This window comes from Gordonia sp. WA4-43 (assembly GCF_020520305.1).
Taxonomy (GTDB): Bacteria; Actinomycetota; Actinomycetes; order Mycobacteriales; family Mycobacteriaceae; genus Gordonia; species Gordonia hongkongensis.
Window position 1 is genome coordinate 2,134,464 of record NZ_CP084736.1, and the last position, 19,067, is coordinate 2,153,530.

Below are 19,067 nucleotides of genomic sequence, written 5' to 3' on the forward strand. Positions count from 1 at the left end.
CTGGCCTTTCGCGGTGCGGTGCGCACCGATCACGTCGAAGTGACATAGTGCTTCTCCAATTCTTGTGCTACCGACGCGATGCTCCAATGATCCATTACTGCGCGTTGGCCTCGCTGGCCACGTACTTTTGCGCCCAGTGGGTCATCGAGCAGTTCAGCAATCGCGGCTACGAGACTGTCCACGGAGTCATCAACGACTATCCCTGCGTCAACCTCATCTACAAGGTCAGCGAACCCGCACGTGCGGGTGACCACAACTGGTAGCCCTGCGGCCATCGCCTCCAGGACCGACATCGGTAGTGGTTCGTTGACCGAGGGCAGTACATAGATCGCCGCACGGGCAAGTCGCGCGGGTACGGCGCTTGTAGGTAGCGGTTCTGATCGCCTCATGCGGAGAGCAGCTTCAGGATGGGCTGCTCGAGTTCGGCGTAGAATTTCATCTACTGCTTTGCCCTCCCCCTCATCGGGTCCTATTAAGGTGAATTGGGCGTTGTCGTACAACGGCGCAAGACGCGCTGCGGCTTCAGCGAATACTGTCGGCCGTTTACGGTGATGGAGGCGCGCCAGAAACAACACCTCGACGGATCTCGGTTCTGAATGAGCGGCTTCGGTATCCTTCGTTTCCGGCGCAGGGACGCCGTTAATCAGCGGCGAGTAGCGCGCACTGCCGACAGCTTTGTGCAGCTTAGTCAGTTCGACTTCGTTGAGATAGAACGCTGTAGCGGCGCGTGTCACCGCTGGAATGGTGAGGCTGCGGTCGATGATGCGGTAGTGGAGGGACTGCCGTGGGTTGATCATCCCATGTGTTTGCACATGGGTGGGTATGTGTAGATGAAGCAACAGGCGAGCGGCCGGCATCGTCACGAAGTCTCGGCTCAAATGAACATGCGCGACGTCGAACCTGTCGGCGTGTGCTCGAATCCACCGCAGCATGGAGGGGGAGCAGATCCGTGAAAATGATGGTGCCGGTCCCAAGGTGCGGACTCTGAACGTGCGCACCTCGACCCCGGGGACTCTTGCATCGGTGTCCGCAGGTAACGATCCAGCAATCAACGTAACCTCGTGTCCGCGCTCGGCAAGTGCGCGGCATTGGTTGACCGCCACAGTTGAGGGCCCGCCGAACTCGCCGTTCTGCGACAGCAGTGTTAGCACCTGGAGGATCTTCATTGATCGGACCGAGAAGGCCCGGAGGTGGCCGGCACGACCACCGCAAGGCTTCGGATCTGCTTACCTGGTGGCATCGAGACGCCCTTGAGCACAGTGGCACCGTGACCGAGCGTGCAGTGATCGCCGATAGAGACCGCCTCGCTGGTCCGAGTGAACGTCGGTGACCTGTGGTCGTGTCCACCGGCGCAGATGACAACGTCACGGTCGATTAACGTGCGTGATCCGATGCTGACCGGCTCCGGATTGATGATCCAGACCCCGGCGGCAATATGAACGTGTTCTCCGAGCGAAAGCTTCCATGGGTAATGCACCCGTGTGGAACGGTGGACGACGCATCCTGGGAGCACACTCGCGCCGAACATGCGCAAGATGGTTGTTCGTAAGCGGGTACCACCAAGTCCGCTTCGAAAGATCGGCCCCACGGCAAGCCACAGCACCATCCACACCCGACTGCGACCGCGGTCCTCTTTGTTGACTACGTAATCGGCCAGTCTCCGTGGCTGGTCAAGCACACTTCCGTTGCTTGGCGCTGCGACGGGGGCGGACTCCGCGCCGCGGTTCACCGTCGGGCACCGGTCTTTGAAGCCAGCTTGTGCAGCCAGTTCTCGAACCGGTCGATCGCAGCGTCTACAGACAAGTGTTGAGAGGAATACTCCATACCCGCGGAGCCGAGTGTACTTGCCAACGCCTGGTCGGTCCCGACCCGGCGAACCGCCTCGACGAGCGCAGTCGGCTCGCCAGCGGGTACCACTATGCCCGCACCGGATCGCCGTATTTCGCTGGCTGTGATGCCGTCTTCTGCTACAGCTGCGACCACCGGAAGTCCGAAACTGAAGTAGGTGGTGAGCTTGCTCGGAATGGACATCTCGGACACGCCCGGCTTTTCGTTGACAAGCAAAACATCCGCAGCGGACAACATCTGGTGAAACTCGACGTCCGGCAATGAATCGATGAACGTGATGCTGTCGATGCCTCGCGCTTGGTCTTGCAGTTTCTGGTATTGGTTGCCGTTTCCGACGAGGTAGAAATGTATGCGCTGGGAACTCGCCGATGATTGCTGTACGAGGCGCGCTGCCGACACGACGTTCTCTAGGCCTTGTTTCAGACCCATGTTCCCTGCGTGCACTGCGACGATGTCATCTTCTGAGATGCCCAACTTTGCGCGAGCTTCGTCGCGCGGTAGGCGGGCCTTCGGTCGTGCCTGGTTCCAGTTACGCAACTGCGTCACAGAATCGGATCGGCCGCCGAGTCGATCGACGATGGTGTCGCCAAATCGTGAGTGCGCTACAGCGAGTTGATCTGCTCCTCGCAACGTTGCCCTCTCCAGCACACGTACTACCGTGCGGGTGAGCCAGTGCCCGGACGTTGCTTCGCTCACGGCTTGACTGTAGAGGTCATGGACCCAGACGCCCATAGGGACCGCTCTTCGGTGTCCCAGCTTACGAAGCAACAAGATCGCTGCCGATGCGATGAGCGGTGGGCTGGTGATCACTACCAGTGCGTCGGGCCGTATCCGTCGGGAAATGAGCGCACGAAGCCCGAACTCCAACTCCATCCTCGAGCGCGGAATCAAGGCGGCGTTGGAAGGAATGCTATGCCGCACTCGCACCACGGTCACACCGTCGATTTCGGAGATTTCCTGATAGTCAGTCATCTCGCCGCGTAGTCGCCACTGTGGGTAGTGCGGATATCCGGTGATAACTCGCACACTCCAGCCGCGTTCGGCCAATCTGCGTGCCACATCCGTGACGTAGGGGCCGATTCCGGTAACTTCTGGTGCGTAGTTGATCGATACGAAGTCAACCCGATGTCGGCCAGGAGCATCGGCTTCAGCGAGGGAACTAGTACCCACCGAGTTATGTTGCTCGGCCAGATAGGCTGGCGATTGTGCTATCTCGTTCTCACTTAGCGTCACTTGTCTGGCCTCTCGTTTCATGGGCGGTCCAGATGGTGTTGATACCGAACGCTGTTCGAATCGGCGCCCTGCGGTGGTTTGGGGCCTCGATTGGCCCGGGGGTGCTGATCAGACACCGGGTGAGAGTTGCTTCACCATCACGTTTGACAATCGGCGCCGATTCGTGGATCGGTGAGAACGTCCATCTGGACAACACCGGGCCGATATCTATCGGCAGCAACGTCGTTCTATCGCAGTCAGCTTGTCTGGTTTCGCCGAAGAAACCCGGCCGGGAGCTCGTCGTGGAAGACGGTGCATGGATCGCTCTTCGTGCCGTTGTTGTCGGCCCCGCCACGATCGGCCGGCGGGCGGTGGTGGGTGCAGCGGCCACTGTCCAAACCGACGTGCCAGCGGGAAAGGTCATCGGGAGCTCTGAGGTCGTCAAGGTAGTCACACCCTGATGTGCTCTGTGCTCGTCCGGTACCACTGCACCACTTGCTCGACGCCACGTTCAAGGGGGATGCTTGGCTTCCAGCCCAAGGCTCGAAGGTGGGTGACGTCGAGCAGCTTTCTGGGTGTGCCGTCAGGCTTGCTGGTATCCCACTCCACGCCGCCGACGAAGCCCACTGCATTGGCCACGATGTCGGCGATCTCCGCAATCGAATGGTCCACACCTGTGCCGATGTTGACCTGCTCGTACCCGTCGTAGTGCTCTAGCAAGTGCAAGCTTGCATCGGCCATATCGTCTACGTGCAGCAGTTCGCGTTTGGGCGTTCCGGTTCCCCAGTTGGTTACCGAGTCGGCTCCGGCCACGCGTGCGCTTTCGTACCGCCGGATCATTGCCGGCAGCAAGTGACTGTTCGTGGGGGAGAAGTTGTCGTTGGGACCATAGAGGTTGGTGGGCATAGCGGAGATCCAGGGCAGTCCGTACTGGCGGCGAACCGCTTGCACTTGCATGATCCCGGCGATTTTGGCGATCGCGTATGCGTCGTTGGTCGGCTCCAAGAGCCCAGTGAGTAGCGAATCCTCGCGGATTGGCTGCTCGGCGAACTTGGGATAGATGCACGAAGACCCCAGGAAAAGAAGCCGGGGCACGTCGTGGGCGAGCGCTGCGTCGAGAACATTAACCTGAATTCGGAGGTTGTCTGACAGGAAGTCCACCGGACGCGAGCTGTTGGCTGCAATGCCCCCGACGCGTGCGGCAGCCAGAAGTACCACGTCCGGCTTGGTCTCGGCGAAGTAGGCAAAGGTTGCGTCTCTGTCCCTGAGATCGAGCTCTGCGCTGCTCTTGCCCACAACATCTGTGAAACCTCGCCGTTGGAAAGCTCGCACAAGCGCCGACCCGACAAGTCCGCGATGTCCAGCAACGTAGACCTTTGCCGCTGAGTCCAGTGCCCTGAGTCCGTCAGGGTTGCTCACGACGCGAGAGTCCATGCCGGCACTGACGGCTTATCGACCCAGTGTGTGCCCTCGCATTCGAGTGCTGCGATGTCGGCGTCGACCATGATGCGCGCCAACTCGGGTGCGTGAACAGCGGCCCGCCAACCCAGCGCGGTCTCAGCGCGGGAGGCGTCACCAATGAGCGAATCCACCTCCGTAGGTCGTAGATACCGTTCGTCGAACTTCACGTGATTGCGCCAGTCCAAGCCGGCGTGTTCGAAAGCGGTTTCCAGAAACTCCCTGACCGTGCATGGGACACCCGTGGCCAGGACGTAGTCAGCAGGTTCGTCTGCCTGCAGCATCCGCCACATGCCTTCGACGTACTCGGGGGCATAACCCCAGTCACGGACCGCGTCGAGGTTGCCCATGTAGATGTTCTGCTCCAGTCCCGCCTTGATACGCGCGACCGCTCGTGTGATCTTTCGTGTCACGAATGTCTCACCACGCCTGGGTGATTCGTGATTGAAGAGAATCCCGTTGACAGCGAACAGGCCGTAAGCTTCGCGGTAATTGCGGGTGATCCAATATGAATAGACCTTTGCCGCGCCGTACGGCGAGCGCGGGTAGAACAGAGTGTCTTCGTCTTGGGGAGGCGGAGACGCTCCAAACATCTCTGAACTCGACGCCTGGTAGAAGCGACACTGAACTCCGGCCTGTCGCACAGCTTCCAGGATTCGTATTGAACCGATCCCTGTCGTGTCGCCGGTGTGTTCGGGTTCGTCGAAGCTGACTCGGACGTGCGACTGAGCGGCGAGATTGTAGACCTCGTCAGGGCCGATGGTCGCTAGAAGTGTCACCAGCCGGGCACCATCGCTGAGATCGCCGTAGTGAAGGAACAATCGCGCCTCGGGATCGTGTGGATCCTGGTACAAGTGGTCGATGCGTGAGGTGTTGAAGGTCGATGACCGGCGTATCAGCCCATGCACCTCGTAGCCCTTGGAGAGCAGCAGCTCAGCGAGATACGAGCCGTCTTGCCCGGTAATCCCGGTAATCAGAGCCTTCTTCATTTGGTGCAATCTTTCGTTTGGTGTTCACGTGGAGGCACGGCGCACTGTCATGCACCGCCGGAAAGATAGAAAATCAGTAGGCGCCGCGGGAGTAAAAGACCGCGCGTGCAGTGCGCCACAGAATGATGAGGTCGGTTGCTATAGACCAGTTTTCGACGTATGAAAGGTCCAATTGCACCGACTCTTCCCAGGAGAGGTCGCTGCGACCGGACACCTGCCACAGGCCAGTCATTCCCGGTCGAACCAGCATCCGACGTAGGATCACGTGGTCGTACGTTTCAACTTCCTCACGCAGGGGCGGCCGTGGCCCTACCAAGCTCATCGTGCCAGTTATGACGTTGAAGAGCTGGGGCAGTTCGTCCAGACTGTAGCGGCGCATCACGCGCCCCACCCGCGTCACCCGGGGGTCGTCCCGAAGTTTGAACAGCACGCCGTTTCCTTGATCGGAACTGCGCAACGCGGCTCGCAGACTGTCCGCCTCGACAACCATGGACCGAAACTTCCACATTGAGAACGGGTTGTTCCCTGTGCCCATGCGCTCGGCCTTGTAGAACACAGGTCCCTGGCTGTCTAGCTTGATCGCGAGCGCACATAAGAAGATCAGCGGACTCAGGACCAGCAGACCGGTTGCTGCGGCAACTTTGTCGAACGCAAGCTTGAACACTTTGGTAGCGCCCTGGTACTTCGGTTTGTCGATATGCAGTAGTGGGAGCCCCGCTTCGGGACGCATAGTGATTCGTGGGCCGGCAACGTCGAGCAGGCCCGGTGCGACCAACATCTCTACGTCCATGCCCTCTAAGTCCCACGACAGTTCGCGCATCGCATCGTGTCCCACGGAGTCGACCGAAGTAACAGCAACTGTGTTCGCTCCGCACATCCGCACCACATCCGGTGTTTTATCGATGCCAACGAACAACGGAATTTCGGTGTCGTCGCCGTTCGCCCCACGATAGGTCAGGGTGGTGTGTGTCTTCGAGTAGTTTCCGAGGTCGGGGCCGGCGATGCAGACGCCGGCGACTTGATAACCGAGAGCGGGAGTCTTCGTCAAACGAGCGATCAGCGCAGTCGCCGATGTCAACGAACCGACCACAAGAACCGACCGCAGATAACGGCCGCGAGTGCGGCCCTTGACAACGCGCCGCCGCCATCCCCAGCGGCTCGCGATGAGCAGCACTGTGCCGACAGGCAAGACGATCGCGATGTACCCACGCGCGATCGCTAGATTGGCCGTCAAGTCCACAATGGCCCACGCGCCGAAAAGGCCGAAGCACGAACGCAGGACCCGGTTGTATTCCACCACGCCCGAGCCCAGTATCCGCGAATCTTGGGCTTGTGTAATGCGCAACGCCGCCCACCAGGCAACGATCAGAGCGAACGAGACCAAAAGAGCCGGAACGTTGAGCTTTCCAATCGGCTGAAGTGGGTCTACCCCGAATCGAACGAATTGACCCAACAGCACGGCGGCCGTAATGGCTGCGATGTCGGTCCATCCCACATCGCGCGCGTACCGTGCAAGCCACCCAGCCCCTGATGGTTGCGGTTCTGTGTTGGCGGGAATGTGCTCTGAGACGAGACGTGAGATCGACAGCAACGTTTCGTCGTGGTTCACGACGTCATCTGACGCCCGATCGGCGTGAACGGTCATCTACTGGCTTTCTAACGAAGGGGATAAGGCGACAGTGCTGACCGCTCAGCTTCGACCTACCCGTGGTGTCGCTTAACAGATCGCAACAGTACCCCGGGTCGTTACACATCGCACGTTCAACTTTCTCGATCGACTCCGAACGCGCAGCGTGTCATACGTCTCTAGCAGCTGATTCATCTGTTCGTGTGACATCGTCGACCAGCTCGACATCGCGAGTTCGGCGACCGGTGCTGCCGCTTCGTTGCGGTGCACCGAGTCTCTGTAGTTGGGCTACGAAGGGGCGCTGGGGGGCGTTCCCGCCCGTAGAACCGCGCATGCCATCGGGATCGGGCAGAATGTGCGACATGCATTGTCGTGGTGAGTGGTCGTGTGTGGGCCGGACGGCTGTCGACTCTCCAATGCTGACCGTGGTTCATGTGATGGCTGTCATCTCAGGACCACGTCTTAAAAAGACCCGCTGCAGCGTCGTGCGCTGCAATTTCTACATTAGTGGGGTTACGCCTGGACTAACAAAACAAAGGATAAGTTTTCTTACTGTGCTTCTCACCATGAAAGCTGTTGGGCAGATATCAATATCGCGCCAGCCCGGCGCTTTATTTCTGACCTGAATAATGAAGAAATACGCACCTCTACATTCTTCCCCAATACTGGCTCGGCGGCGTATTTGGGTCAGCGTCGCAATGCTCGTAGTCGGGTGCATGCTCATCTCATCCTGGATGACTGCAAGCGAAATCTACAGAGATGTCCCGCAGGATCCGTTGCGTCGTGCGGACGCGATCATCGTGCTTGGTGGTGAGCACGATGGAAGAGAAGGCTACGGGTTAGAACTTGCAGGTCAGGGCTATGCATCGACGGTTCTGATATCTGATCCTTACCGGCCGTATTCACCGGACGATGCTGCGCTTATGTCTCGTGTATGCGGCGCCAATACAGACGAGATTGAAGTCATTTGCCAGGTACCCTCGCCGTCTACGACGCAGGGTGAAGCTCTTATGGTTCAAGAGCTGGCAGTACAACGAGGTTGGCAGAATGTGATAGTTGTTACCTGGGAGTTTCACATTCCTCGCGCGCGTTACATCTTCGATCAATGCTTTGATGGTGATGTAATAATGCGGGCAGTGCCACGTAGTTACGACCGCCCGCCGTGGCGTTGGGCTTACACGTACGTTTACCAAACGACTGCATTCGCTAAAGCAGCAATTATTGGATGTGACTAACTGCGTTCCTATTACGAGTTAGTTAGCCAACAGTCCGGTGATAGGCGGCGGCGATCTCGGCGGCAATACGGCCACGGTTGCCTACCTCATACCCTTGGGCGCGTGCCCAGGTCCGGATCTTCTCGCGGCTGACCCCGTCCCGGCCGATTGGCAGGTCCCCGATAGCCGGTCCAGGCAGTTCTAGAGCCAGTTTCTTCTAGCTGTCGGTCAGTCGATCTCGCAGCCCACAGGGTGGTGCTGGTGGGTGCATCGGGCAGCGTACTCGGCCGGGGTCTGGTAGCCCAGCGCCGAGTGGCGGTGCCGGTGGTTGTGGTCGTCTTTGAAATCGTCGATCACCACGCGAGCTTCGAGCAGGGTGGGCCAGCAGTTGCGGTTCAGGCACTCGTCGCGAAGCCGGTTGTTGAACGATTCGATGAACCCGTTGTTCCACGGCGTGCCGGGCGGAATATAGGAGATGCCTACCGACCCTGCACAGAACGCCTGGAGCGCCTCTGAGATGAACTCAGGGCCGTTGTCCATGCGTAGCACCATGGGTGGGCCACCCCAGATCGCGAAGGTCTTCTCCAATTCCTCGACCAACCGGTCGGCGGTGATCGAGCGATCCACGATGTTGAGCAACGACATCCGGGTGTGTTCATCGACCATTGATGCGATCTTGACCTTCTTGCCATCCACGGTCGAGTCAAACTGAAAGTCCAATGCCCACACCACCTTCGGCGCATCCGCCGCCACGATCGGCACTGACGATTGCCCGGCTCGTTTGCGCCGCGGCGCCCGGCGCACCTGCAGGCCCTCCTCCTTCCACAGCCGATGCACCTTCTTCTTGTTCACCTCGATACCGTCGTCGAACCGCAGGTGCGCCCACGCCCGCCGGAACCCGTGTCGCGGGTGCTTGCGGGCGTAGGTGCGTAGCTGTGCACGCATACCAGCGTCCGGGTCGGCCGGTGTCTGAGCCAACGGCAGACGCCGGTAGGTAGACCGTGAAAGCCCAACAACCCTGCACGCCATACGTTCTGACATGTTCTTCACGTCTTTGAGCATGTCGATCGCGGCGCGTTTGGCGGTCGGGCTCAGAATTTTCCCTTGGCGATCTCCCGCAGCGCGTCTTTCTCCAACTCGGCGTCGGCGAGCAGGCGCTTGAGCCGGCCGTTCTGCTCGCGTAGCTCCTTGAGTTCCTTGGCGGCATCAGCGTCCATACCGCCGTACTGGCGGCGCCAGTTGTACAAGGTGGCCGCCGACACCTCGAGGTCGGCGGCGATCTCCTCGCCGTTCTTGCCCTCGGCCGCCAGTTCATCGGCTCGGCGCAACTTGCGCACGATGTCCTCAGCCGAGTGACGCTTCCGTCCCGCCATGATCCCTATCGTCCCTTCTCCGCCCTCAACAGGGCAATCAGGACTCTAGAACCACCCGGACCGGTTCACGGGGGACACGCCACGATAGCCGGCGCTGACGCGGCGGATCGGCGGTTGCTTCGGCCGAGTCGGCGGGATTTGCTAAGGATGGTGGCCATCGGTACCCGCCCGTTTAGGTTTGCGGGGGAGTTGGTCCCCACCGAGGCAGAGCGTGAAGCGATTGCCGAGGTGTGTGGATTCTCGGGCGGTTCCTCGGCGTACATCGCGAGTGATGACCCGGATGAGTACACGCCGATCCACCAGCAGATCGGAAGTCTTCTTGTTCTCGCGCACAACACGACCGGGTTGGTCGCGCTGCGCGCCTCGGAGAAGCCGCTGACGGCGCGGGCGCGCCAAGAGCTTGCTGACCTCGCCGACCGGGCACATGACGAGCAGCAGTGACCCTAGGCAGGTAGCCGCAACGGCCCTCGATCGAATCTCTTTTCATCGTCCATGGAGCATTGAGACTGCAATTGCTGCGCTTTCGCTGGATCGCCAGCGTCCGATCACCTTGCACGATCTGCCCGATACACTCGCGGACTCATGCTCCGGTCTGTGGATCCGACGCCGACATACTGGGCCTATACGCAGGTCTGCCTTCTCATCGGCGCTGCAAAATTGGCGCGCACGCCGCACATCACTGATGCGGTAGTCAATCCCATCATCGAGCGAGCGACTGGCTTATCGAGTGTGATGACGCTTGTCGGGATGACGCTGGCAGCCTGTGCGGCGGTGCCAGCGGTGGCTCTAATGTTGTCGCTGACTGGACACGAAATCCGTTATCGCCCTTGGATCGGTGGGCAGGCGGCCATCATTGCCGCAATGGCCACTGCGTACCTCAGTTCTCCGATTGCGAGCGTCCCGAGCTCATGCATCACCGCTAACATCCCCTTCACACCCGCTGTCTATGGGTACTGGTTCGTGTTTCTAGGTTCGATCGGCCTCGCCGGAGCAGTCAACGCTGTACTCGCTGTCCGGGCGTACTACGTTGTCCGCCGGGGACCGTTCGCGATGACTTTGCTCGGCTGGGCCACTGCGGCCTCGCTCGTGTGCCTTTACACCGTCAACAAGATCGTCGACCTATCGCTCACCGATTTCAACATAGACGATGGCTGGTACTCAAACCACGTCAAATCGGCCTCTCTGGTGCTGGTACTGCTGATTGCGCTGTCGGCGACAGGAACGATCCTGATCTACCCAGTTGTCCGTATCCCACACCGATGGAGACGATTTCAAGTTCTCAGGCGCTCCGCTGATGTGTGGATCGAAGCGCGGACACAGTACCCAGTTTTCGTCCTTCCGGGTTCTGCGGAAGTGCCGACAAACGGATGGGAGTGCTGGAAGGCGGCTAAACTAAAGACCCCGTGTCGGCGTACAACCCTGGAGGTCGAGATCGCCGATGCGGCCAACGCTGCTGCCACTCAGATCAAGACGGGTCGCTCTGTCTCTTGACTGCGCTGATCAACCAGGCGATCTCTCGCCCCGGACCCTCTTCGATGTCGTAGGGGATTGTTCGTCCGAGACGTTGGGCAGCTGAACTGAACGTCTGGGCGTCGGTGTCCCACCCGTAGCCGTCGAGCCACGCAATGGGGTCTGTGACTGTCGACTTGAACCCGTAGCCAGCGTCGCCCGCTGCGGCAGCCATTTCGCGGCTCTGCGCTTCGATGAGCGCGCCGGCGCCGAAATGGACTGCGAGGAGTTCGCTACCTGTGGCGCTGTGCTCGGTGACAGTCTCGATAAGCTGTGCAACAACCTCTTCAGTGAGGTAAAAAGAACGCCCTCGATGATCCATGCAGTCGGGATCGACGGGTCGAACCCGACAGTCGTCAGCTCGTTAAGCCAGTTGCCCTCGAGGTCACCTCCGCGCGGCCGCCAGTCGACGTCGACCGTGACACCGTGATCGGCGAAAACTCTCTTCTTGTACGTGATCACCTCGAGTTGGTCTACCTCGTACACGACGCAGTCCGTAGGTAGACCGAGTCGAGCGGATCGAGAATCGAGACCGGAACCAAGGATAGCGACCTGGCGTATGCCGCGGCTGGTCGCGGCCTGCAATGCCTCGTCGAGAAAGTGCGTGCGGACGACGTTGGATTCGAACAACCGTTGGCCGGTCACCTGGTTTAGTTCTAGTGACGACAAATCCAGCCCCGAGTGCTGAACGAGTAAAGCTGCATGGGGATCTGAGAAGAGGCGCGTCGGCCGATCGGTCTCGAGAGCTCGCATCTTGGCCGTCAAAACCGCAGTGGCGGAGATATTGCCTAGGTCGAACTGCCTCAACTGGAACGTACCCCCTGTTAGTTGTTAGCTGAAAATATACCGGCCCTGCAGAGGGAGACGCACGAGGTGCGGGCGTTAATTCAATCTAGCGCGTTGCGTAAATCCATTTGTCCAACTATCTGTTGGACAGTTGCTTCTCCTGCCGATGCTCGGGCGGTGACGCAGATGAACCAGATTTGTACCTGGGGGTCGTTGGGGTCGGCACCCGGTTGAGCGAGGAGGTGTGAATGGCCATTCGGTACCGACGCGCCTCTCGAGGGCTAATGACGACCACGTAACGTGCGTCACTTGTGTGCCCGACCTTGGATGTGAGGTTGTCGTACAGTATGACATTTGTCGACCCGAATGGATCGGCTCCTCGGACAGTAGCGTCGGATCCTGTTTACAGCGAGCTGTTCGATCCGAACTGACCTCCACGCCTCGCCGACCGGTTGCTCGACCGGTCCCGTGCGCACCAGCGCCGCGTGCTCGACGCCTTCCAGCGCGCCGCCCCTCGCCGGGACGTCGCGGTGGCCGCGATCGGCGACGACCTGCAGCTCACCAATGCCCTGGCCGCCGAACTGCTCTCCCCCACCGACATCGGCGCGCTGCGGGCGATCGCCACCGACCCGGCGCTGCGTTCGACGACGCTGCCGTTGACACTCGTCTCGGGCGCCGAGGTCGAGATCGCCGTCGAACCGGTGGCCGGTACCCGCGGAGCCGCGCTGTTCCGCTTCCGCCCCTTCCTCACACCGACACCGACCCGCTCGACCCCGGTCCGGCCGTCGTCGACGACCGTCGCCGTATCCGGTGAGCCGGGCACCGGGCGCACGACGCTGGCCCTCGAACTGGCCGCCGAAGCGCTGGGGACCGACGCGCTCGACACCGAGGCCGCGGCCGTGGTCGTCGACGTCGCGGACGCGCTGATCAACGGCCGGCGGGTGGACGTCGCCGCCGACCTCACCCGAGCTCGATCGTCCGGCGTCCCGCTCGTGATCGACGGCGTGGATCTGCTCGACGACCGGTCGATCGCGCTGCTCACGCACGCCACGGCGTCGACGCCGGCGGCCTCTCCGTTGCTCCTCGTCAGCTTTCCTCGTGCGCAGGCGTCTCCCGCGGTCGCCGCCCTGCTCGGGCGGTGTGCGCGGCGCGTCGATCCCCGCGCCTCTACGTCACCGCAGCTCCGAGCTGGCGGCCATCGCGAGCGGCGTCCTCGGTCAGATCGATCCGGAACTCACTCTCTCCGGCCCGGCGACCGATGCCCTGCTCAGCCAGGACTGGCCGGGCAACTTCGCCGAGCTGATCGCGGTCCTGCGGGAGGCTGCGGCAGCGTGCCGGGATCGGATGGCACGCGTGATCGAGGCGACCGACCTGCCGTCTGGCTATCGGACGACGAGCCGGGCGGCGCATCTCTCCGGACGGGAGCAGGCCGAGCGCGCGGCGATCGTCGACGCACTCGACCGTGCCGGCGGCAACAAGGTCCACGCCGCGCGGGACCTCGGGATCAGCCGCACCACGCTGTACGCGCGGATGCGAGCCCTCGGGATCTAGGAGACACCGCGATGTTGCCGCTCCGGACGTCAGTCGACGAGCGGATCGGCCAGCGTGTGCCGCGCGAGAGCGGCGATGAGATCCGTTTGCGTGATGATGCCGACCAGAAGATCCCCGTCGAGCACGGGCACGGCGCCACAGCCACTGCCGGCGAGCATCGGGAGCACCGCGGTCACCGGAGCGTCGGGGGACGCGATCGGCAAGGTCGTGTCCATCACGTCGGCAGCGGTCAGCACGCTGCCGTCACGGCGCAGCAGTCGGCCGAACCTGCGGTCCGACCCACGTCGTGTCGCACCTCCGCGTAGCCGGGAGACGAGATGGATCTGGAAGACGACACCCAGGAACCGGCCTCCGCGCGTCACCACGGGCAGCGAGGTGAACCGGTGGGTGTCGAACATCTGCGCCAGTTCGGTGAGGGTCGAGTCCGGTCCCACCGTCACGAGGTCCCGGGACATGACGTCACCGGTGACGAGAGGGTCGGCGCGATGGCCGGCGACCTGGAGTTCGGCGGCCCCGATGAGCCGCGCGAGGTCGGCGACCCCGAGGTTGAGGGACTGGCTGTAGCGGTTGAGGATGTCGGTCAACTCGTCCTCGTCCAGCCCGATCCGTGCGGTGGCCGACGACTCGTCGTCGAACCGGCGGTACGGATACCGGCGTCCGGTCAGGCGTGCGTACACCGCCGCGAGCGCGACCAGCGCGATCGTCCCGACCGCGACGGGAGCCAGGGCGAACCGGAATCCGAGAGCGTGGACCAGGTCCGGACTGAGCCCGGCGGTCATCGCGACCGCACCACCCGGCGGATGCACCGCCCGGCAGATCACCATGGCCACGACCGCCGCACCGACCGCGAGCGGGACGCGCAGCTGACTCGGCGAGACCAGCAGTGTCACCGCCACGGCGGCGAACGCCGACACGGTGTTGCCGACGACCGCCGACCACGGCTGGGCGAGCGGACTGTTGGGTGCGGCAAACAGCAGGACCGCCGACGCCCCGAACGGCGCGATCAGGAACAGGCCCGCGTTCAGGTCGACGCCGGACGTGGCGAGGACGAGTCCGACGAGCCCGAGACCCAGGGCCGAGCCGACCCCGGCACGCACCGACTCGCGCGTCGGCACGGACGCCCCCGACGGCCCCCACGACTGCAGCGCACCGCTGAAACGATCGGCCATGCGCGCTGCCATCGGTTCCCTCTCTGCGTGAACAGGCAGCCATCGCTGCCCCCGGACACGCTAGCGACGCCGCGCAACTCGCCTTTCACGACCTCCTGTTCACGTCATTCGTTCACGACAAAGCGGACTGTTCAGTTTCTGGACACGGCGACCACCCCGATAGGTGGCAGAAATGAGTCAGGTCACAGCTATGACCCAGATCACCCCCGACCGTCTCATCTCTGCCCGCTCGCCTCTCCCCGCGTCGAGCGCTTCACCAGGAGGTACCCATGACCGCAGTCGCCACCGAGCTGCTCCCGAAGGTCCGTGATTTCATCGGCTCCGACCGCCCGATGCTGATCGGCGGTGACTGGGTGTGGTCGGCCTCGGGCCGCACCTTCGAGACCATCGATCCCGCGACGGCGCGTCCGCTCACCTCGGTCGCCCACGGCGACGCAGCCGACATCGACCGCGCGGTCCGCGCCGCGCGCCAGGCCTTCGACGACGGCCCGTGGACCCGGATGAAGCCGAATGAACGCGAACGCCTGCTGTGGCGGGTCGGCGACATCCTCACCGAACGCGCCGAGGAGTTCGGCCAGTTGGAGGCGCTCGACAACGGCAAGGCGGCCACCATCGCCGCCGCGGTCGACACCAACTGGTCGGCCGACATCTTTCGCTACAACGCGGGCCTCGCCACCAAGATCACCGGCTCGACGGTCGACGTCTCGATGCCGTTCGTGCCCGGCGGCGAGTTCCACGCGTACACCCTGCGCGAGCCGGTCGGAGTCTGCGGCCTGATCGTGCCGTGGAACTTCCCGCTCCTGATGGCCGCGTTCAAGCTGGCCCCCGCATTGGCGGCCGGCAACACCGTCATCCTCAAGCCGGCCGAACAGACCCCGCTGACGGCCCTGCTCCTCGGCGAGGTGTTCCAAGAGGCCGGCTTCCCACCGGGCGTGGTCAACATCGTCACCGGTTACGGCGAGGCCGGCGCGGCGCTCGCCGCGCACGACGACGTCGACAAGATCGCGTTCACCGGCTCGACGGAGGTCGGCAAGAAGATCGTCGACGCCGCGAAGGGCAACCTCAAGAAGGTGTCGCTGGAACTCGGCGGCAAGAGCCCCAACATCGTCTTCGCCGACGCCGACTTCGAGAAGGCGGTCGCCGGGTCGGTCGCGGCCTGGATGTTCAACCACGGACAGTGCTGTGTCGCCGGAACACGTCTCTTCGTCGAGCGGCCGATCTTCGACGACTTCACCGCGGCCGTCGCGGAGGCGGCCTCGCAGGCCAAGATCGGACCCGGCCTCGACCCGTCGACCGAACTCGGACCGCTGGTCAGCCAAGAGCAGTTCGATCGCGTCTCGGGTTACCTGGCAGCGGGCCTCGCCGACGGCGCACGGGCGCTGACGGGCGGAAAGCGTTGGGGCGACGAGGGATTCTTCATCGAACCGACCGTCTTCGTCGACGTCGACCCGAGTTTCTCTATCGTGCAGGAGGAGATCTTCGGTCCCGTCGTCGCCGCCATGCCCTTCGATGCCGACACCGGGGTCGCGGCCGCGGCCAACGACTCCATCTACGGTCTCGCAGCAGGCATCTGGACCACGGATCTGTCCAAGGCGCACCGGACAGCTCGACAGATCAAGGCCGGCTCGGTCTGGGTGAACCAGTACAACGGCTTCGACACCGCCATGCCGTTCGGCGGTTACAAGCAGTCGGGATGGGGGCGCGAACTCGGCTCGTCGGCCATCGAGCTCTACACCCAGACCAAGGCCGTCAACATCTCGCTCTGACCCCCATCCGCCCTCGAGTACACCCAAGGAGCACGATTTCATGTCTCTCACCACCAAGGCAGCTGTCCTCACCGGACCCGGAAAGCCGTTCGAGATCGTCGAACTCGACCTCGACGAGCCCCGCGAAGGCGAAGTGCTGATCAAGTACACCGCGGCCGGCCTGTGCCACTCCGACCTTCACCTGACCGACGGCGACCTCCCGCCCCGCTATCCCATCGTGGGCGGCCACGAGGGTTCGGGGATCATCGAGGCGGTCGGCCCGGGCGTCACCAAGGTCAAGCCCGGCGACCACGTGGTCTGCAGCTTCATCCCGAACTGCGGCACCTGCCGCTACTGCTCCACCGGCCGGCAGAACCTCTGCGACATGGGCGCCACCATCCTCGAGGGATCGATGCCCGATGGCACATTCCGATTCCACGGTGGCGGTGACGATTTCGGAGCCATGTGCATGCTCGGCACGTTCGCCGAACGCGCGACGATCTCGCAGCACTCGGTCGTCAAGGTCGACGAGTGGTTGCCGCTCGACAAGGCAGTGCTCGTCGGTTGCGGCGTGCCCTCGGGCTGGGGCACCTCGGTGTACGCGGGCGGCGTACGTGCCGGCGACACCGTGGTGATCTACGGCATCGGCGGCCTGGGCATCAACGCGGTGCAGGGCGCGGTGTCGGCCGGGGCCAAATACGTCGTGGTGGTCGACCCGGTCGCGCTCAAGCGCGACACGGCGCTCAAATTCGGTGCAACACATGCCTTCGCCGACGCCGCCGAGGCCGCGGAGAAGGTCAACGAACTGACCTGGGGGCAGGGTGCCGACCAGGCCCTCATCCTCGTCGGCACGGTCGACGCGGAGGTCGTGGCCAACGCGACCGCCGTCGTGGGCAAGGGCGGGACGGTCGTCATCACCGGTCTTGCCGATCCGACGAAGCTGACCGTGCAGGTCTCCGGAACCGATCTGACCCTGAACCAGAAAACCATCAAGGGCAGTCTGTTCGGCTCGGCCAATCCGCAGTACGACATCGTCAAACTGCTGCGCCTGTACGACGCGGGGCAGCTCAAGCTCGACGAACTGGTCACGCAGACCTACACCCTCGACCAGGTCAACGAGGGATACCAGGATCTGCGGGACGGCAAGAACATCCGCGGGGTCATCATCCACGCGGAGTGAATACCCGGTCGGTTCGCCCGAGGTGCCGTCTCCCTCGGGCGAACCGGCCACCCACGTCGCCGGGCGGACTTCCCGGTCCGCGCCCGCACGAGGTGCTTGAATCACACGTGTGACCGCGACCTGGTGGATACGACTGCTCCGCATCGCCTTTGCCGCCCTGGGCGTCACCGCGCTCGTGTATCAGGCGGTGCTGCGCTACGGCGACGCCGGCTTCACGCTCGCGAACTTCTTCAGCTACTTCACGGTGCTGAGCAATATCTTCGCCGCGCTCATCCTGCTCGTCGGCGGACTGCTGGCCCCGGCAAGCCCGGCCTGGGAGTGGTGCCGCGGGGCGGCGACCACCTGCATGGTCATCACCGGGATCGTCTATGCGCTTCTGCTGCAGGGCATCGACGTCGATGTCACCTACGCCTGGGTGAACGACGTGCTGCATCGCGTCATCCCGCTGGTGATGCTCCTGGACTGGATCGTGGTGCGCGCCCGGCGACTCCCCGAGCGGGCGTGGCTGTCCTGGCTGACGATCCCGCTCGTGTACGGCGTCTACACCTTGATCCGCGGGCCGTTCGCGGACTGGTATCCCTACCCGTTCATCGATCCGCGCGGGCAGGGTTATCTGTCGATGACGATCTCGCTCATGGTCGTGTTCGTCGGCATGGCCTTCATGTCGTTCGGCGTCTACTGGGTCGGCACCCGCGGTCGGCGACCCGATGCGCCGGAACCCGGACACCCCGCCGCCGAACGCGGTTAGTCCGCGTCCGGCGGGTCCGCGGGCGCGCTCCCGAACGCCGCGACGAGCTGCGCCGACCAGGTGTCGACGACCAGCGCACGCCGGGCGGAGTCATCGGACAGCGTGTCCGCCAGGCCGAGTCCGCGCGCCATGTCCAGAGTCGCCTGCACCAGCCGGTAACCGGTCTCGTCGTCCGGGGCCACCCCCATCGCGGCCATCGTCCGCTGATGGGCCGCGCGGGCGAACTTCGCTTCGAGTGGCAGGATGAGCCGCCGCAGCGCCGGGTCGGACGCGGCGGCGGCCCAGACCTGGAGTGCTGCCTTGAATTCGGTGCCGGTGTAGACGTCGACGGCCCGCTGAACGGCGCGGATGACCCGGTCCGGGGTCACTTCGTCGGCCGCCTCCGGCGATGCGTGCGGATCCCCGACGGCAGCGCGGGTCATGTCCTCGAAGACCTGCTCGAGTGCCGCGGTGATGAGGGCTTCGCGCGTCGGGAAGTGATGTTGCGCCGCACCGCGGGACACGCCGGCACGTTCGGCGACCGCGGCCACGGTCGCGGCGGCCCAGCCGTCCGCGGCCAGCGCGTCGACCGTGGACCGCAACAGGCGCTCGCGGGTCAACCGCGAGCGTTCCTGTTGCGGGGAGCGGGTGTTCGCCGACGACGTGGTCACCGCGAGCC

General features: G+C 63.1%; 16 protein-coding genes and 2 pseudogenes. 7 read left to right on the forward strand and 11 right to left on the reverse strand.

Annotated features, from left to right (window positions below):
- Nucleotides 1-29 precede the first annotated feature (29 nt).
- The 5 genes from LEL84_RS09520 to LEL84_RS09545 form a co-directional block, all read right to left on the reverse strand.
- Nucleotides 30-1,166, reverse strand: a complete 1,137-nt coding sequence (locus LEL84_RS09520) for a glycosyltransferase (RefSeq protein ID WP_226513899.1) — start codon at nucleotides 1,164-1,166, stop codon at nucleotides 30-32.
- A 559-nt stretch (nucleotides 1,167-1,725) separates the two neighbouring features.
- The gene (locus tag LEL84_RS09525) at nucleotides 1,726-3,102 is read right to left on the reverse strand and encodes a glycosyltransferase family 4 protein (RefSeq protein WP_226513900.1); all 1,377 of its coding nucleotides are present in this window, start codon (nucleotides 3,100-3,102) and stop codon (nucleotides 1,726-1,728) included.
- Nucleotides 3,103-3,510: 408 nt separating this feature from the next.
- Complete coding sequence (locus tag LEL84_RS09535) at nucleotides 3,511-4,479, reverse strand: GDP-L-fucose synthase family protein (RefSeq protein WP_226513902.1); 969 nt, start codon at nucleotides 4,477-4,479, stop codon at nucleotides 3,511-3,513.
- On the reverse strand, nucleotides 4,476-5,507 hold the full coding sequence (gene gmd, locus LEL84_RS09540) for a GDP-mannose 4,6-dehydratase (RefSeq protein ID WP_226513903.1): 1,032 nt from the start codon (nucleotides 5,505-5,507) through the stop codon (nucleotides 4,476-4,478). The genes LEL84_RS09535 and gmd overlap by 4 nt, the downstream gene beginning before the upstream one ends.
- A gap of 73 nt (nucleotides 5,508-5,580) precedes the next feature.
- Complete coding sequence (locus LEL84_RS09545; protein ID WP_226513904.1) at nucleotides 5,581-7,152, reverse strand: sugar transferase; 1,572 nt, start codon at nucleotides 7,150-7,152, stop codon at nucleotides 5,581-5,583.
- Nucleotides 7,153-7,868: 716 nt separating this feature from the next.
- Here LEL84_RS09545 and LEL84_RS09550 point away from each other — a divergent pair.
- Nucleotides 7,869-8,369 carry a YdcF family protein gene (locus LEL84_RS09550; RefSeq protein ID WP_319005266.1) on the forward strand — a complete coding sequence of 167 codons (501 nt, stop codon included), beginning with the start codon at nucleotides 7,869-7,871 and terminating at the stop codon, nucleotides 8,367-8,369.
- A gap of 22 nt (nucleotides 8,370-8,391) precedes the next feature.
- Here LEL84_RS09550 and LEL84_RS24835 read toward each other — a convergent pair whose 3' ends face one another.
- Both LEL84_RS24835 and LEL84_RS09560 read right to left on the reverse strand, forming a co-directional pair.
- Nucleotides 8,392-8,559 (reverse strand): histone-like nucleoid-structuring protein Lsr2, encoded by a 168-nt coding sequence (locus LEL84_RS24835; protein WP_319005275.1) that lies wholly within the window; start codon nucleotides 8,557-8,559, stop codon nucleotides 8,392-8,394.
- Nucleotides 8,560-8,576: 17 nt separating this feature from the next.
- Nucleotides 8,577-9,721, reverse strand: a protein-coding gene (locus LEL84_RS09560; RefSeq protein ID WP_226513906.1) for an IS3 family transposase whose coding sequence is annotated in 2 segments (ribosomal slippage) — nucleotides 8,577-9,454 and nucleotides 9,454-9,721 — 1,146 coding nt in all. Because the reading frame shifts where the segments join, the coding sequence is not laid out codon by codon here.
- Between the two features lie 150 nt (nucleotides 9,722-9,871).
- On the opposite strand from LEL84_RS09560, the gene LEL84_RS09565 reads away from it, so the two are divergent.
- Both LEL84_RS09565 and LEL84_RS09570 read left to right on the forward strand, forming a co-directional pair.
- Complete coding sequence (locus tag LEL84_RS09565) at nucleotides 9,872-10,162, forward strand: hypothetical protein (protein WP_226513907.1); 291 nt, start codon at nucleotides 9,872-9,874, stop codon at nucleotides 10,160-10,162.
- Between the two features lie 153 nt (nucleotides 10,163-10,315).
- Nucleotides 10,316-11,212 carry a hypothetical protein gene (locus tag LEL84_RS09570; protein ID WP_226513908.1) on the forward strand — a complete coding sequence of 299 codons (897 nt, stop codon included), beginning with the start codon at nucleotides 10,316-10,318 and terminating at the stop codon, nucleotides 11,210-11,212.
- Here LEL84_RS09570 and LEL84_RS09575 read toward each other — a convergent pair.
- Both LEL84_RS09575 and LEL84_RS24915 read right to left on the reverse strand, forming a co-directional pair.
- On the reverse strand, nucleotides 11,187-11,552 hold the full coding sequence (locus tag LEL84_RS09575; protein WP_226514409.1) for a hypothetical protein: 366 nt from the start codon (nucleotides 11,550-11,552) through the stop codon (nucleotides 11,187-11,189). The two genes, LEL84_RS09570 and LEL84_RS09575, sit on opposite strands and share 26 nt — an antisense overlap.
- Before the next feature lie 35 nt (nucleotides 11,553-11,587).
- Nucleotides 11,588-11,983: pseudogene (locus tag LEL84_RS24915) on the reverse strand (class I SAM-dependent methyltransferase); the annotation flags it as partial.
- A gap of 473 nt (nucleotides 11,984-12,456) precedes the next feature.
- Here LEL84_RS24915 and LEL84_RS09585 point away from each other — a divergent pair.
- Nucleotides 12,457-13,567, forward strand: a pseudogene (locus LEL84_RS09585) (helix-turn-helix domain-containing protein); the annotation flags it as partial.
- Between the two features lie 29 nt (nucleotides 13,568-13,596).
- Here LEL84_RS09585 and LEL84_RS09590 read toward each other — a convergent pair.
- On the reverse strand, nucleotides 13,597-14,748 hold the full coding sequence (locus tag LEL84_RS09590; protein WP_226513909.1) for an HPP family protein: 1,152 nt from the start codon (nucleotides 14,746-14,748) through the stop codon (nucleotides 13,597-13,599).
- Nucleotides 14,749-15,005: 257 nt separating this feature from the next.
- Here LEL84_RS09590 and LEL84_RS09595 point away from each other — a divergent pair, with 257 nt between their 5' ends.
- From LEL84_RS09595 to LEL84_RS09605, 3 genes are all read left to right on the forward strand, one after another.
- Nucleotides 15,006-16,502: an aldehyde dehydrogenase family protein gene (locus LEL84_RS09595; protein WP_226513910.1), complete on the forward strand. Its 1,497-nt coding sequence runs from the start codon at nucleotides 15,006-15,008 to the stop codon at nucleotides 16,500-16,502.
- A 40-nt stretch (nucleotides 16,503-16,542) separates the two neighbouring features.
- Nucleotides 16,543-17,661, forward strand: coding sequence for an NDMA-dependent alcohol dehydrogenase (locus LEL84_RS09600; RefSeq protein WP_058252381.1), 1,119 nt, complete (start codon nucleotides 16,543-16,545; stop codon nucleotides 17,659-17,661).
- A 109-nt stretch (nucleotides 17,662-17,770) separates the two neighbouring features.
- A complete protein-coding gene (locus LEL84_RS09605; RefSeq protein WP_226513911.1) occupies nucleotides 17,771-18,409 on the forward strand; it encodes a Pr6Pr family membrane protein in 639 nt (212 codons plus the stop codon).
- On the opposite strand, the gene LEL84_RS09610 is transcribed toward LEL84_RS09605, so the two are convergent.
- Entirely contained in the window at nucleotides 18,406-19,059 is a 654-nt protein-coding gene (locus LEL84_RS09610; RefSeq protein ID WP_137810362.1) for a TetR/AcrR family transcriptional regulator, read from the reverse strand. The genes LEL84_RS09605 and LEL84_RS09610 overlap by 4 nt on opposite strands.
- Nucleotides 19,060-19,067 lie beyond the last annotated feature (8 nt).